Source organism: Thioalkalivibrio sp. ALJT (assembly GCF_000381825.1).
GTDB lineage: Bacteria > Pseudomonadota > Gammaproteobacteria > Ectothiorhodospirales > Ectothiorhodospiraceae > Thioalkalivibrio.
The window spans coordinates 431,523-445,891 of the sequence record NZ_KB907121.1 but is presented as its reverse complement, the minus strand read 5'-3'; the positions used below and the strand labels follow the sequence as shown (position 1 = coordinate 445,891).

The 14,369-nt window shown below is 68.0% G+C and carries 14 protein-coding genes; 9 read left to right on the top strand and 5 right to left on the bottom strand.

Annotation, left to right across the window (positions count from 1 at the left end):
* Positions 1-26: 26 nt before the first annotated feature.
* A complete protein-coding gene (locus tag G332_RS0102135) occupies positions 27-833 on the top strand; it encodes a thiazole synthase (protein ID WP_019625354.1) in 807 nt (268 codons plus the stop codon).
* Positions 834-835: 2 nt separating this feature from the next.
* A complete protein-coding gene (gene trmB, locus G332_RS0102130; protein ID WP_019625353.1) occupies positions 836-1,564 on the top strand; it encodes a tRNA (guanosine(46)-N7)-methyltransferase TrmB in 729 nt (242 codons plus the stop codon).
* A gap of 12 nt (positions 1,565-1,576) precedes the next feature.
* On the opposite strand, the gene G332_RS0102125 is transcribed toward trmB, so the two are convergent.
* Positions 1,577-2,425, bottom strand: a complete 849-nt coding sequence (locus G332_RS0102125; protein WP_019625352.1) for a universal stress protein — start codon at positions 2,423-2,425, stop codon at positions 1,577-1,579.
* Between the two features lie 262 nt (positions 2,426-2,687).
* On the opposite strand from G332_RS0102125, the gene G332_RS0102120 reads away from it, so the two are divergent.
* From G332_RS0102120 to G332_RS0102090, 7 genes are all read left to right on the top strand, one after another.
* Complete coding sequence (locus tag G332_RS0102120) at positions 2,688-4,526, top strand: SLC13 family permease (RefSeq protein WP_019625351.1); 1,839 nt, start codon at positions 2,688-2,690, stop codon at positions 4,524-4,526.
* 70 nt (positions 4,527-4,596) lie between these two features.
* Positions 4,597-5,487: a phosphoribulokinase gene (locus G332_RS0102115; RefSeq protein ID WP_019625350.1), complete on the top strand. Its 891-nt coding sequence runs from the start codon at positions 4,597-4,599 to the stop codon at positions 5,485-5,487.
* Positions 5,488-5,594: 107 nt separating this feature from the next.
* Entirely contained in the window at positions 5,595-6,053 is a 459-nt protein-coding gene (locus tag G332_RS0102110) for a hypothetical protein (protein WP_026340521.1), read from the top strand.
* Positions 6,050-7,180, top strand: a complete 1,131-nt coding sequence (locus G332_RS0102105) for an FIST C-terminal domain-containing protein (protein WP_019625348.1) — start codon at positions 6,050-6,052, stop codon at positions 7,178-7,180. Before G332_RS0102110 ends, G332_RS0102105 begins: the two co-directional genes overlap by 4 nt.
* Positions 7,181-7,207: 27 nt before the next feature.
* Positions 7,208-8,242 (top strand): NADP(H)-dependent aldo-keto reductase, encoded by a 1,035-nt coding sequence (locus G332_RS0102100; protein WP_019625347.1) that lies wholly within the window; start codon positions 7,208-7,210, stop codon positions 8,240-8,242.
* 11 nt (positions 8,243-8,253) lie between these two features.
* A complete protein-coding gene (locus tag G332_RS0102095) occupies positions 8,254-9,033 on the top strand; it encodes a TatD family hydrolase (protein ID WP_019625346.1) in 780 nt (259 codons plus the stop codon).
* The gene (locus G332_RS0102090) at positions 9,033-9,767 is read left to right on the top strand and encodes a ThiF family adenylyltransferase (protein ID WP_019625345.1); all 735 of its coding nucleotides are present in this window, start codon (positions 9,033-9,035) and stop codon (positions 9,765-9,767) included. Before G332_RS0102095 ends, G332_RS0102090 begins: the two co-directional genes overlap by 1 nt.
* 67 nt (positions 9,768-9,834) lie before the next feature.
* Here the strand turns inward: G332_RS0102090 and G332_RS0102085 are convergent, their stop codons facing one another.
* The 4 genes from G332_RS0102085 to glyQ all read right to left on the bottom strand — a co-directional run bounded on the left by G332_RS0102085 (position 9,835) and on the right by glyQ (position 14,318).
* The gene (locus G332_RS0102085; RefSeq protein ID WP_019625344.1) at positions 9,835-10,476 is read right to left on the bottom strand and encodes a hypothetical protein; all 642 of its coding nucleotides are present in this window, start codon (positions 10,474-10,476) and stop codon (positions 9,835-9,837) included.
* Positions 10,466-11,221, bottom strand: coding sequence for a 1-acyl-sn-glycerol-3-phosphate acyltransferase (locus G332_RS0102080; RefSeq protein ID WP_019625343.1), 756 nt, complete (start codon positions 11,219-11,221; stop codon positions 10,466-10,468). Before G332_RS0102080 ends, G332_RS0102085 begins: the two co-directional genes overlap by 11 nt.
* Positions 11,222-11,230: 9 nt before the next feature.
* The gene (gene glyS, locus G332_RS0102075; RefSeq protein ID WP_019625342.1) at positions 11,231-13,312 is read right to left on the bottom strand and encodes a glycine--tRNA ligase subunit beta; all 2,082 of its coding nucleotides are present in this window, start codon (positions 13,310-13,312) and stop codon (positions 11,231-11,233) included.
* Between the two features lie 61 nt (positions 13,313-13,373).
* Positions 13,374-14,318, bottom strand: a complete 945-nt coding sequence (glyQ, locus tag G332_RS0102070; RefSeq protein WP_019625341.1) for a glycine--tRNA ligase subunit alpha — start codon at positions 14,316-14,318, stop codon at positions 13,374-13,376.
* Between the last annotated feature and the right edge of the window lie 51 nt (positions 14,319-14,369).

The window sequence follows — 14,369 nt, the reverse complement described above, 5'->3', positions numbered from 1 at the left end:
CAACCACCCTCAACCAAGGAATGACCATGACCGCATCGGCCGCCGCGTCCGCCGACGACCTCTTCCGTGTGGGCTCGCGCGAGTTCACCTCCCGCCTGCTGGTAGGCACCGGCAAGTATCGCGACCTGGACCAGACCCGCGATGCCATCGAGGCCAGCGGCGCGGAGATCGTGACCGTCGCGATCCGCCGCACCAACATCGGCCAGAACCCGGACGAGCCCAACCTGCTGGATGTGATCTCGCCGGAGCGCTACACGCTGCTGCCGAATACCGCCGGCTGCTTCAACGCCGAGGACGCGATCCGCACCTGCCGCCTGGCGCGCGAGCTGCTGGACGGGCACAACCTGGTGAAACTGGAGGTGCTGGGCGACGAGAAGACCCTGTACCCGGACGCATTCGAGACCGTAAAGTCCGCGGAGATTCTGGTGGCCGAGGGCTTCGACGTGATGGTCTATACGACCGACGACCCGCTGCTGGCCCGGCGCCTGGAGGACATCGGCTGCCAGGCGATCATGCCGCTGGCCGCGCCCATCGGCTCCGGACTGGGCATCCAGAACCGCTACAACATCCGTGAGATCGTCGAAAACGCGGCGGTGCCGGTGCTGGTCGATGCCGGCGTTGGCACGGCCTCGGACGCCGCGATCGCGATGGAGCTGGGCTGCGACGGGGTGCTGATGAACACCGCGATCGCCGCCGCCGAGGACCCGGTGATGATGGCCGCGGCCATGCGCCACGCGATCCTTGCCGGGCGTCAGGCCTTCCGCGCCGGGCGCATGGCGCCGCGCCGCTACGCCTCGGCTTCCTCGCCACAGACCGGCCTGTTCTTTAGCTGAGTATGAGTGAGTCTGCTGATTCTGCCTCCGACGACAAGCCGTTTTATCGCCGCATCCGCAGTTTCGTGCGCCGCGAGGGGCGGCTGACGCCGGGCCAGCAACGGGCGCTGGACGAGCTGCTGCCGCGCTTCGGGCTCGCCCTGCCGGCGCCCGCGGCACCGCTGGACCTGGCGGCCATCTTCGGTCGCACGGCGCCGGTTACGCTGGAAATCGGCTTTGGTGATGGCGAGAGCCTGGCCGAGCAGGCCGCGCAGAACCCGGAGCGCGATTACATCGGTACCGAGGTTCATCGTCCGGGGGTGGGGCACCTGCTGCACGAGGTGGAGCGGCGGGGCCTGACCAATGTGCGCGTCTGTGACCACGATGCCGTGGAACTGCTGGAGCACTACATCGCGCCGGCGGCCCTGGACGGGGTACAGGTCTATTTCCCCGACCCCTGGCACAAGAAGCGGCACCACAAACGCCGCCTGATCCAGCCGCCGTTCGTACGCCTTCTGGCCGCGCGCATGCGCCCCGGCGGGCGGCTGCATCTGGCAACCGACTGGGCCGAGTACGCCGAGCACATGATGGCGGTGCTGGAGGAATGCGCGCCGTGGTTCGAGCCGGAGGGGCCGGTACCGGCCCCGGGGCGGCCGCCGGAACGCCCGGTAACCAAGTTCGAGCGCCGCGGGGAACGCCGCGGTCACAGGGTGGCCGACCTGCTCTACCGGCGCACGGACGTTCCCGCCTGAGACGGGCGGTGGTCAGACGTTCTTGACCACCAGCACCGGGCCGTCGGAACCGCCAATCACGCGTTCGGAGACGCTGCCCATCAGCAGGCGCTTGAGACCGGTGCGGCCATGGCTGCCCAGTACGATCAGGTCGCGATGATCGCGCGCGGCCACATCCAGCAGGGTACCCTCGGGACGCCCCTCCTCGAAGGTCGCATCCGCTTCCAGGCCCTTCTCGCGGGCCTCGGCCTGCAGACGCTGGATGGCCTGCACACCCTCCTGGCGCCGGGCCTCGTTCTGCCCCGGCACCGCGACCGAGACGATCGTCAACGGCAACTGACAATGGCCGGACAGCTCGATTGCGGCCCGCGCGGCCTGATCCCCGAGTTCCGAACCATCGGTGCCCACCAGCAACCCGCGGTGGGGCGCCTGGGAGCCGCGCGGAATCACCATCACGTTGCACGGGGCGAGGCCGATTACCTTGCGCGTGGCATCCCCGACCATCAGGCGCGAGAGATCGCCGCGATCGCGGCGCCCGATGACGATCAGGCTGGCCTTGAAGTCCGTGGCAATGGCCACGATCTCCTGATGCCGGTCGACCCCGTGACGCAGGACCATGGAGGCATCAACCCCGACCTCCCGAGCGCGCTTGTCCAGCGCATCCAGATGCGCCTGGGCGACCTTGCTCGCCTCGCCGCCACGCGGCGGTGACAGGGCATCATGCTGGGTGTCCGTGGGAATGATCCGCGCGATCACCAGCCGCGCCCCGCAGCGTTGCGCGAGATCCAGCGCCACGCTCTCCGCGGATTCGCTGAACTCGGAGCCGTCGGTCGCCAGGAGAATGGTCTCGAAGCGGCACAGCGGGGCGTCGGAATCGGACATGCGAAGTCTCCACCTGATCGTTTTTTCTCAGCATAACCGACACACCGACAAACGCCACTACCGGTACTCGGGAAGGCCGGAACCGGCCCGGGCGCGCCGGCCCGCTGCGCGCGTTTTTTGCGTCAAGCCGCGCGGAATGAAATAATCCCGCGCTTTCAAGGGAAAGGCGCGCCCCGGCCGACAGGTCCGGCATGCACATGCGCCACCTTCGGCTTCCGGCCACGTGCCGTCCGGCACGGGCCTTCAGGACACGAATCGACACATGGAAAATCTTACGCTGACCACCGAGATGATTGTGGTGCTCGCGCTACTGGCGTTCACCATCTTCCTGTTCGTCACGGAAGTCATTCGCGTGGACCTGGCCGCCATCTCGGTAATGGTACTGCTCGGGCTGCTGACGCTGGTGCCCGGGCTCGGGCTGCTGGTCGCGCAGGACGAGTTGTTCAGTGGTTTCGCGTCCAATGCGGTGATCGCCATCATCGCGGTGATGATCATCGGCGCCGGACTGGACAAGACCGGCGTGATGCACAAGGTGGCCGCCTTCATCATGCGCGTGGGCGGCACCACCGAAAAGAGCATTATCCCGACCGTCTCCGGCACCGTCGGGGTGATCTCGAGCTTTATGCAGAACATCGGCGCGGCCGCACTGTTCATGCCGGTGATGAGCCGCATCTCCAGCCGCCTCGGCATCCCGCTGTCGCGCCTGCTGATGCCGATGGGCTTCGCCGCCATCGTCGGCGGCACCATCACCCTGGTCGGATCCAGCCCGCTGATCCTGCTGAACGACCTGCTGCCGGCGGACATGGAGCCCTTCCAGCTCTTCGACGTGACGCCGATCGGACTGGCCCTGCTGGCCACGACCATCGTCTACTTCGTGCTGCTGGGACGCTTCGTGCTGCCCTCGGTCACGTCCAAGTCCGCGCAGCGCGAGAGCGCGCAGGACTATTTCCAGCGCGTATACGGCCTGTCCTACGAGATCCACGAGGTATTCATACCGGAGAAGGACCCGCTGGTCGGCCGCACCGTGGCCGAGATCGAGCGCGAGACCGGGGTTGCGATCGTCGGCACCTACGTGCGCGACGAGTTGCGCATGGCGCCCTGGACCGGCTACGAGATCCAGGCCAACTCGCACCTGGCCATCCTGTCCAGCCCCGCGCGCATGGAAAAGCTGTGCGAGGGCTCGCGCAAGCGCCCGACCACCCGCCTGGACGTGTTCGCGAATGCCCTGGACAGCGGCCGTTCCGGGGTCGCCGAGGTCGCCATCGCCCCCGGCTCCAACCTCGCCGGCAAGACCGTGACCGAGCTGGCCATGCGGCAGACCTACGGCCTGTCGGTGATGCGCATCCAGCGCGGAAACGAGACCTTCGGTGAAGGCCTGCGCGACATCCCGCTGGAGAATGGCGACATCCTGGTGGTGCACTGCACCTGGGAATCGCTGGTGCGCCTGGAGAAGGATCGTGACTTCGTGGTGATCACCTCCGACTACCCGCGCGAGGAGCTGCGCCCCTCCAAGGTGCCACATGCACTGTTTTTCCTCGCGCTGACCGTGGGCCTGATCCTGTTCACCGACATCATGCTGTCCGTGGCACTGCTGACCGGGGCACTGGGCATGATCCTGACCGGGGTCATCAGCCTCGACGATGCCTATCGCTCGGTGAGCTGGAAGACGGTCTTCCTGCTGGCCTCGCTGATACCGCTGGGGATGGCGGTGGAGAACACCGGCACCGCCGCCTGGATCGCCCAGAACACCCTGGACATGCTGGGGACCGTCCCGCCCTGGGTCCTGCAGGCAACGATCTTCGCGCTGGCCACCTTCTTCACCCTGGTCATGTCCAACGTCGGCGCGACCGTGCTGCTGGTTCCGCTGGCGATCAACTTCGCCATCGCCGCCCAGGCCGCAGGCATGGACGCCGACCCGCGCGTGTTCGCGCTGACCGTGGCGATCGCGACCTCGAACTCCTTCCTGATCCCGACCCACCAGGTGAACGCCCTGATCATGGGCCCCGGTGGCTACCGGGTGAAGGACTACATGAAGGCCGGCGGCATCATGACCATCCTGTTCGCCGTGGTCGCCCTGATCATGCTGAACCTCATTTTCTAGCGGGGTGCCGGCGCGCCCCGCACGCCCGTTCCATCATCTTTAGGCAACGCAGTTTGCAAGGAGAAAACCCATGTCCCAGAAACATCCCGTGATCGCGGTGACCGGTTCCTCGGGTGCCGGCACTTCCACTGTCAAGCGCTCCTTCGAGTCCATCTTCCGACGCGAGCAGATCAATCCGGTGGTGATCGAGGGCGACAGCTTCCATCGCTATGACCGCAAGGCGATGAAGGAGGCGATGCAGAAGGCCGGCGACGAAGGCAATCATCACTTCTCGCATTTCGGCCCCGAGGCCAACCTGTTCGATCGCATCGAGGACCTGTTCAAGACCTACGGCGAGACCGGTCAGGGCGAGAAGCGCTACTACCTGCACTCCGACGAGGAAGCCGCCGCTCACAACGAGCGCCTGGGCACCAACCTCGGCCCGGGCGAGTTCACCCCGTGGGAAGAGATCCAGCCGGGTTCCGACCTGATGTTCTACGAAGGCCTGCACGGGCTGGTGGTCGACGGTGAAGTGAACGCCGCGCAGCACGTGGATCTGGGTATCGGCGTGGTGCCGATCGTGAACCTCGAGTGGATCCAGAAGATCTTCCGCGACAACGCCGAACGCGGCTATTCCGCCGAGGCCATCGTGGACACGATCCTGCGCCGCATGCCGGACTACGTGAACTACATCACCCCGCAGTTCTCGCGCACCGACATCAACTTCCAGCGCGTGCCCACCGTGGACACCTCCAACCCGTTCATCGCCCGCGACATTCCGACGCCTGACGAGAGCATGGTGGTGATCCGCTTCGAGGACCCGAACAAGCTCGGCGTGGACTTCCCCTACCTGCTGAACATGCTCCCGAACTCGTTCATGTCGCGCCCGAACACCATCGTGGTGCCCGGCGGCAAGATGAGCTTCGCGATGGAGGTCATCCTCGCGCCGATCATCCACGACATGCTGTCGCGTCGCGGCTGATCCGGTATCGCCGGAGAAGTTCCCAGGCCCCGCTGAAGCGGGGCCTTTTTCGTTTACGGTCGCCATTCCGCTACGATTCGGGCTTTGTACAATCAGGTGGATTTGGCGTGTTCGGACTCTTCGGGCCACGGCCGGCCCAGCAAATGGAACGCTTTCGCAACCGCTACACCGGGCGATCCCTGATCGTCCATCAAGGCTTTACCGGCGACTGGCTGGAGGAGCTTCTGAAACAACCCGGGGGCGGGGGGCATTTCCGGATCGACAGTCGCCCCCTGCCACGGCGGCGCCCGTCCCCGGTGGAGTGGCTGGTACAAACCCACATCCTGCCCCTGGAACTGCCGCAACCACTGTTCCTGGATATGCGCGAGGATACCCTCCTGGTGCGCCACCTCACCCGCGGCGAGCATGCGGTGCATCCCTCCGAGATCGCCTGGTTCCTGGAAGAGCTGGACACCCGCCATCATGCACGCCTGACCCTGTCCGGAGATGGCACTGCGCAGGTGCAATACGTCCTGCCGGTTACCGACAACGAGGCCCTCAGCATGCTGGAGCATCTCGGTTTATGACCCCGAATTTCCGCAGTACATCCGCTACCGGGAACACGCCCGAGGCGCTTGCCGCAGACCTGGTAAGCGGCCTGGGCACCCTGCCGCCGTGCCCGGACGGGCACACCCGGATCGCCTTCATCTATGTCTCCGACGCCCTGTCACGCCATGCGCGCAGCCTGCTGCAGCAGCTGCGCGAAGCCCTGGACATCGAGCATTTCGTCGGCGGCATGGGCATGGCCGTGATCGGCCCGCAGGCCGAGCTGTACGAAACCGCCGGGGTCAGCCTGATGGTCGGGGAGCTGCCCGCCGCCAGCGTGCGCGTGATCGCCCGCCCGGTACGCTCGCTGGAGGCCCTCCGGCGCGAGCTGGACGGCTTTCTCGACCCGCAGACCCCGGGCCGGCTGCTGCTGAACGCCGACCCGCGCATGGAAGGACTGGAGGCGGTCCTGACCGCCATCGACGAAGAGACCGCCTGGTTTGCCACCGGCGGGGTCAATTCCGGCGATGACGGGGTGGTGCAGATCGCCGATGGCGTGGCCGCCTCGGGCATCACCGGGCTGGCGCTGCGCGACGATGTGGCAATCGCCGCGCGTCACACCCAGGGATGCACCCCACTACCCGGCAAGCATGAACTGACCGAGACCTGGCGCAACATCATCGTGCGCCTGGACGGTCAGCAGGCCCTGCCGGCGTTCAAGGGCATCATTGGCGACGTACTCTCGCGTGACCTGGAGCGGGCGCTGGGGTACATCCTGGTCGGCTTCCCGACCCCCGGCTCCGACACCGGCGACTACCGGGTGCGCAACATCATCGGGGTGGATCTGGACCAGGAGATACTGGCGGTCGGCGAGATGCTGGAGCCGGGCACGGAGATCCTGTTCGTGCGCCGCGACGGTCAGGCCGCCATCGAGGATCTGGAACGCATGCTGGAGCAGATCCGCGCCCGGGCCCCGAACGGGATTCGCGGGGCCATCTATGTCTCCTGCGTCGGACGCGGGCGCCATCAGTTCGTCCAGGAGGGCGCGGAACTGGCGATCGTGCAGAAGGGCCTGGGGGATGTGCCCCTGGTCGGCTTCTTTGCCAATGGCGAGATCTTCGCCAACCGCCTGTACGGCTACACCGGGGTCCTCACCCTGTTCACCTGACACGCCAGACCGCAGCCGGGAGACACCATGCAATACCGCAAACTGGGACGCACCGACATCGAGGTCGGCCTGATCGGCCTGGGCACCATGACCTGGGGCGAGCAGAACACCGAGGCCGAGGCCCACGAACAATTGGACTACGCACTCGACCAGGGCGTGAACCTGATCGATGCCGCCGAGATGTACCCGGTCCCGCCGCGCGCGGAGACCCAGGGCCTGACCGAGACCTTTATTGGCAACTGGCTGGCAACGCGCGGCAACCGCGACCGCATAGTGCTGGCCAGCAAGGTCGCCGGCCCCGGCATGATCGACTACCTGCGCGGCGGCCCGCAGCTGAACCGCGAACACATCGAGCAGGCCCTGAACGCAAGCCTCAAGCGCCTGCAGACCGACTACCTGGACCTCTACCAGGTCCACTGGCCGGCGCGCGCCACCAACTTCTTCGGCCAGCTCGGCTACGTCCACAAGCCGGACGAGAGCGCGACCCCGATCGAGGAGACCGCGGCCGCGTTGAAGGCCGTGGTCGAGAGCGGCCGCGTGCGCACCATCGGCATCTCCAACGAGACCCCGTGGGGCTTCATGGAGTGGATCCGCGCCCATGACCGCGGCCTGTCCGAACGCATCGTCGCCATCCAGAACCCCTACAACCTGCTCAACCGCAGCTTCGAGGCGGGGCTGGCCGAGATGGCCATCCGCGAGGAGGCCGGCCTGCTGGCCTATTCGCCGCTGGCCTTCGGCATGCTCTCCGGCAAATATCTGGACGGGGCGAAGCCCGCGGGGGCGCGCCTGACGCGGTTCGAGCGCTTCCAGCGCTACAGCAACGAATCCGGCCTGGCCGCGACCGCGGAATACGCCCGCCTGGCGCGCGAACATGGCCTGACCCCGACGCAGCTGGCGCTGGCCTTCGTCAACCAGCAGCCCTTCGTGACCAGCAACCTGATCGGGGCCACCACCATGGAGCAGCTGCGCGAGAACATCGTGACCGCGGACATCACCCTGTCCGATGCCGTGCTGGAGGCCATCGAGGCCATCCACGCCCGCTATACCTACCCCTGTCCGTAGGACCACCGCCAGTGCACCTGATCGATACGCATGTCCACCTGGACCTGGATGCGTTCGATCCGGATCGCCCGGCGGTGCTGGACCGCGCCCGCGCCGCCGGGGTCAAGGAGCTGGTCCTGCCCGGCGTCACCCGCGCGCGCTGGCCGGACCTCGCGGCCCTGCACCGACAGCACACGGGCCTGCATGTCGCCTACGGCCTGCACCCGATCTTCCTGCAGGCGCATGCGGACGCGGACCTCGACGCCCTGGAGGCCTGGCTGGATACGCACCCGGAGGCCGTCGCCATCGGTGAGATCGGGCTCGATGGCTACCAGGACGGGCTGGACCGGGACCTCCAGTGGCGGTTTTACACGCGGCAACTGGCCATCGCCCGTGAGCGCGACCTGCCGGTGATCATCCACAGCCGGCACGCGCTGGACGCGGTGCTGAAGGGCTTGCGCGAGCACCCCGGCGTGACCGGCATCCTGCATGCCTTCATCGGCTCGCCGCAGCAAGCCCTGCAGGCCACCGACCTTGGCTGCTGCCTGGGCATCGGCGGGCCGGTGACCTACGAGCGGGCGAAGAGACTGCACCGCGTGGTGCGCGCGGCCCCGCTGGAGGCCCTGGTGGTGGAGACCGATGCCCCGGATCAGCCCCTCGCCGGACACCAGGGCCGGCGCAATGAACCGATGATGACCGCCGAGGTGAACCGCCACCTGGCGCGCCTGCGCGACATGGACGCGGCAGAGATGGCTATAATTACGACCCAGAACGCACGCCGGGTCCTCCGGCTCTCGAGCGACCCGGATTAATGACCACGCACCCTGACCCCTACCGCGAACGCACCGACCTCCTGCTCGGCACGGACGTCACCGCAAGCCTGCGCGATCGACATGTATTCATCGCCGGCCTGGGCGGGGTGGGGAGTTACGCGGCCGAGGCGATCGCCCGCGCCGGCGTGGGACGCGTCACCCTGGCAGACCATGACGTGGTCGCGGCCTCCAACCTGAACCGGCAACTGGTGGCGCTGCGCTCTACCGTCGACCGCCCCAAGACCGAGATCATGACCCGCCGCATCCGTGACATCGACCCCGATATCGAGGTCACGCTCCGCCACGAGTTTCTGCGGCCCGACACCCTCCACGATCTGGTGCCGGAGGATGCCGACTTCGTCATCGACGCGATCGACTCCATTGTCTGCAAGGCGGCCCTAGTGGCCACGGCCCAGCAGCGCGGCCAGGCAGTGATCTCGAGCATGGGGGCCGGCGGCCGCATCGACCCCACCGGTGTACGGGTAGGGCCGCTGGCGGGGACGCGCGTATGCCCGCTGGCGCGCCAGATGCGCAAGCGCCTGCGGCGCCTGGATGCCCAGCTCGACTACCCGGTGGTGTTCTCCATCGAACAGCCGCGCAAAGGCACCGAACACCGCCCGGTCGATGGCGGCGGGCGCCCGCGCTCGGTCAACGGCACCATCTCCTACCTGCCCGCGATCTTCGGCCTGACCGCCGCCGGGCACGTGATCCAGAACCTGATCGCCCGCGCCTGACCCACCCCCGTCATTGCGAGGCGCCAAGCGCCGCGGCAATCGTCGAGGAGTGCCCCCAGCGGCAACGCTACTCGTCGAACACGGCCTCGATACGGGCCTGGATGTGCTGGTCGGCGTCGGGGCCGAACTGCGTGGTGGCGGGATCGAAGCGGTCGCAGAAGGCGTAGGCGAACTTCAGGTCCTTCACGCCCAGGGCGCCGAACAGGCGCGCCTCGAAGGAGTGATCTTCCGGGTTCTGGGTCAGCGTGGGCCAGCCATCGGCACCCGGTGCCAGCGCCGGCCCGAAGAACACCACCCCTGGCAGATTCTTCAGACGCAGGGCACAGGTACCCTCGGTCACCCCAGCCATCGGCAGGAAGTCGATGGTGCGCGACAGGCGCTGCTTGCGATTGAACGCGATGTCGATCTCGCCGCCTGCGGCCCGGATCGCCGGCGCCTCCGCCTCGAACGCCAGGGTCTCGAGGCCAGCCGCCCGCCAGGCCTCCAGGTCCTGCGCGCCAAGGCGGCTGGGCAGGAACAGGTACGCGGGGCTGGTGATGGTCCGGATCGCTGTCAGCAGGGGTTCCGAATACGCCGGTGCGTTGACCAGGATCCCGCCCAGTTCCAGGTCGTCGATCAACCAGACCGCCGGCGAACCATCCCCGATGCGGTAAATGGTCCGGTCACGCAATTCGACCAGCGGCGCGCTGATCACGGGTTCATTCTCCATGCGCTTGCTCCAATGACGGACGGTCGGGACGCGACTCGATCCCGGCCATGGTGGTCTCGATCCAGTCCTCGGCCTCGCCCAGCACCTCCACCGGCTTGCGTCCGGCGGTCGCGAGCGGCGGGCCGATGACCACGTCGATGGTACCGGGGTAGCGCCGGAGGCCCTTCTTCGGCCAGAAGCTGCCACTGTTGAGCGCCACCGGCAGCACCGGGTAGCCGGTGCGGGCCGCCAGCATCGCGCCGCCCTGGCGATAGCGCCCGTGCTCGCCCGGGGCCACGCGCGTACCTTCGGGAAACACGATCACCCAGCGGCCCTGGTCCAGACGCTGCTGGCCCTTCGCGACCAGGTTCTCCAGCGCCTGCCGCCCGGCCTCGCGGTCGATCGGGACCGGGTCCAGCATGGACAGCGTCCAGCCAAACAGCGGGATGCGCATCAGTTCGCGCTTGAGCACCCAGGTCTGCATCGGGAAGATCGCGACGAAGGCGATGGTCTCCCAGGCCGACTGATGCTTGGACAGCACCACATGCGGCCGTGCAGGATCGATGTGTTCGGCGCCGCGTACCCGGTAGTCGATGCCGCAGGTCACGCGCAGCCACCAGATGTTGAAACGCCCCCACTGCGTGAGCACCCGGTAGCGGGCGGCAGGCGAGAGCGGCCAGATCAGCGGCGGGAGCAACAGGCCGAACACCAGCGTGGAGCTGATGAATCCCAGCTGGAACAACAGGCCACGGACCAGGGGGAGCATGCGGCGGCGTTATCCCGTGGCCAGGCGGCCGATGTCGGCCACGGTCTCGAAGGCGCGGCGCAGCTCGCGCAGCAGGGCCAGGCGATTGCGCCGCTCGGCGGCATCCTCGGCCATCACCATCACCTGGTCGAAGAAGGTATCGACCCGATCGCGCAGGCCCGCCAGCTCGCCCAGGGCATGCAGGTAGTCGCCGTCGGCCACCGCCTGCTCGACGCCGGGGCGCAACGCTTGCAGGCCCTGGTATAGGCTCCGCTCCTCCTCCAGCGCCAGGGCCTCCGGGTCGAGGTCGGCCTCGGCCTCCTCACCGGCCTTGCGCAGCAGGTTGTGGATGCGCTTGTTTGCGGCGGCCAGGGCCTCGGCCTCCGGGCGCTCGCGGAACAGGCTGACCGCGCGCACGCGGCGGACGAAGTCCAGCGGGGTATCCGGCGCGACCGCGGCCACCGCCTCGATGGTCTCGTGCGCCTGGCCCTGCTCCAGCAGGTAGCCGCGCAGGCGCTCCAGGATGTACTCGCGCACCGGCTCCACGGCCTGGTCGGCCTCCGGCACGCGCGCGCGGATCGGCTCGGCCGCCGCCTGCAGCAGCGGGGTCAGGGCCAGCGGCAGCTCGCGCTCGACCAGGATGCGCACCAGCCCCAGCGCAGCGCGGCGCAGAGCGAACGGGTCCTTGGTGCCGGTGGGCTGCTTGCCGATCGCGAAGATCCCGGCCAGCGTATCCAGCCGGTCCGCCAGCGCCAGCGCCTGGGCCAGCGGGACATCCGGCAGCTCGGAGCCGGACTGGCGCGGCCAGTAATGCTGCTCGATCGCGGCCGCGACCGCGTCGTCCTCGCGGTCGTGCAGGGCGTAGTAGCGGCCCATCGTGCCCTGCAGCTCGGTGAACTCGAACACCATCTGGGTCACGAGATCGCACTTGGCCAGGCGCGCGGCGCGCGCGGCGAGATCGGCATCCAGCCCCATCAGGCCGGCCAGGCGCTGCATCAGGGCCTCCAGCCGCACGGACTTGTCGCGCAGCGTGCCCAGGCGCTTTTCGAACACCACGGAGTCCAGCGCGTCCAGCCGTTCCTCCAGGCGCTTCTTGCGGTCCTGCTGCCAGAAGAATTCGGCATCGGCGAAGCGCGGGCGCAGCACGCGCTCGTTGCCGTCGCGCACCGCATGCGGGTCGCGCGACTCGATGTTGCTGATCACGATGAAGTGCGGCTGCATGCGCCCGGCCTCGTCGACCACCGGGAAGTATTTCTGGTTGTCCTGCATGGTGGAGATCAACGCTTCCTGCGGGACATCCAGGAAACGCGGGTCGAAGCCGCCGGTCAGGGCCACCGGCCACTCCACCAGCGCGGTCACCTCGTCCAGCAGGTCGGCATCCACCAGTGCACGCCCACCCAGGGCCCTGGCCTGTTCGTGCACCTGGGCCAGGATGTTCTCGCGCCGCGACTCGAACGACGGCTCGACAAAGCCCGGGCTGCGCAGCCGCTCGGCATAGTCGTTGCCGCGCTTGAGCTCCAGCGCGCCGGGCTGGTGGAAGCGGTGGCCGTGCGTGGCCCGGCCTGCAGTCTGTTCCAGCACTGTCATCTCCAGCACCTCGGTCCCGTGCAGGACCACCAGCCAGTGCGCGGGGCGCACGAACTCGGTGCGGCTGCTGCCCCAGCGCATGCGCTTGGGCGTGGGCAGGGCCTCCAGCGCGGCCTCCAGCATCTCCGGCAGCAGCTCGCCGAGGGCGCGCCCCGGCTGCATCTGGCGGAAGACCAGGTATTCGCCCTTGTCGGTGGTCTCGCGTTCCAGACGTTCGACCTCCACGCCGCAGGAGCGGGCAAAGCCCAGCACCGCTTTGGTCGGCTCGCCAGCGGCGTCGAAGGCGGCGGCCACGGCCGGGCCGCGACGCTCCTGCAACTGGTCCGGCTGACGCGCGGGCACGTCGGGGAACAGCACGGCCAGCCGCCGCGGGGTGGCGAAGACCTCGGGCGCGCCCGGTTCCAGCCCGGCCTCGCGCAGGCGGGTGACCAGGCCGTCGGCCAGGGCGTCACGCAGGCGCGGCAGGGCGGTGGGGGGCAGCTCCTCGGTGCCGAGTTCGATCAGGAGTTCGCGGGCTTCAGCCATGTCGGGTCCGTGTCGGGTCCATCACGACCGCGCGCAAGGGCGCGCGATCCGGAAAATAGGTTCAGGCGGCGTCGGGCTTGTTGGTGTCGTCGTCGGCGCACAGCGGGAAGCCCAGGGCCTCGCGCGACTCGTAGTACTTCTGCGCGACGTTTCGCGACAGTTCACGCACGCGCAGGATATAGCGCTGACGCTCAGTGACCGAGATCGCGCCCCGGGCATCCAGCAGGTTGAAGCTGTGCGAGGCGCGCAGCATCTGCTCGTAGGCCGGCAGCGGCAGGCCCAGCTCGATCATGCGGTCGCTCTCGCTCGCATGCTGGTCGAAGGCAGCGAACAGGGCATCACGGTCGGCATGCTCGAAGTTGTAGGTGGACTGCTCCACCTCGTTCTGGTGATAGACGTCGCCGTAGGTGATCGCACGCCCATCCGGTCCGATCGTCCAGACCAGGTCATAGACGCTTTCGACCCCCTGCAGATACATCGCCAGGCGCTCCAGCCCGTAGGTGATCTCGCCGGACACCGGGTGGCAGTCCAGCCCGCCCACCTGCTGGAAGTACGTGAACTGGGTGACCTCCATGCCGTTCAGCCAGACCTCCCACCCGAGGCCCCAGGCGCCAAGGGTCGGAGACTCCCAGTTGTCCTCGACGAAGCGGACATCATGGGTGAGCGTGTCGAAGCCCAGCGCCTCCAGGGAGCCGAGGTAGAGATCCTGGATGTCCGGTGGCGACGGCTTCAGCAGCACCTGGAACTGGTAGTAGTGCTGCAGGCGGTTGGGGTTGTCGCCGTAGCGCCCGTCGGTAGGACGGCGGCTGGGCTGCACATAGGCCGCACGCCACGGCTCCGGCCCGATCGAGCGCAGGAAGGTCGCCGGATGAAAGGTACCGGCCCCCATCTCCATGTCGTAGGGCTGCAGGGCCACGCAGCCGTGCTCGTTCCAGTAATCCTGCAGACGCCGGATCAGGTCCTGGAAGGTGGGGCTGCTGCTGGACGGTTTGCGTTCGTGCGCCATGGGCGATCCCGAGTAAGGGCAAAGCGGACAGTATATCGGCCGGGCTCCGGC

Excerpts from the sequence above, each read along its gene's own strand:
- glyS (WP_019625342.1), bottom strand. The coding sequence starts at position 13,312 with ATGGCTGAAGCCCGCGAACTCCTGATCGAACTCGGCACCGAGGAGCTG.
- G332_RS0102135 (WP_019625354.1), top strand. The coding sequence starts at position 27 with ATGACCGCATCGGCCGCCGCGTCCGCCGACGACCTCTTCCGTGTGGGC.
- G332_RS0102090 (WP_019625345.1), top strand. The coding sequence starts at position 9,033 with ATGACCACGCACCCTGACCCCTACCGCGAACGCACCGACCTCCTGCTC.
- G332_RS0102125 (WP_019625352.1), bottom strand. The coding sequence starts at position 2,425 with ATGTCCGATTCCGACGCCCCGCTGTGCCGCTTCGAGACCATTCTCCTG.
- G332_RS0102115 (WP_019625350.1), top strand. The coding sequence starts at position 4,597 with ATGTCCCAGAAACATCCCGTGATCGCGGTGACCGGTTCCTCGGGTGCC.
- G332_RS0102100 (WP_019625347.1), top strand. The coding sequence starts at position 7,208 with ATGCAATACCGCAAACTGGGACGCACCGACATCGAGGTCGGCCTGATC.
- G332_RS0102105 (WP_019625348.1), top strand. The coding sequence starts at position 6,050 with ATGACCCCGAATTTCCGCAGTACATCCGCTACCGGGAACACGCCCGAG.
- G332_RS0102120 (WP_019625351.1), top strand. The coding sequence starts at position 2,688 with ATGGAAAATCTTACGCTGACCACCGAGATGATTGTGGTGCTCGCGCTA.
- glyQ (WP_019625341.1), bottom strand. The coding sequence starts at position 14,318 with ATGGCGCACGAACGCAAACCGTCCAGCAGCAGCCCCACCTTCCAGGAC.
- G332_RS0102085 (WP_019625344.1), bottom strand. The coding sequence starts at position 10,476 with ATGGAGAATGAACCCGTGATCAGCGCGCCGCTGGTCGAATTGCGTGAC.
- G332_RS0102080 (WP_019625343.1), bottom strand. The coding sequence starts at position 11,221 with ATGCTCCCCCTGGTCCGTGGCCTGTTGTTCCAGCTGGGATTCATCAGC.
- trmB (WP_019625353.1), top strand. The coding sequence starts at position 836 with ATGAGTGAGTCTGCTGATTCTGCCTCCGACGACAAGCCGTTTTATCGC.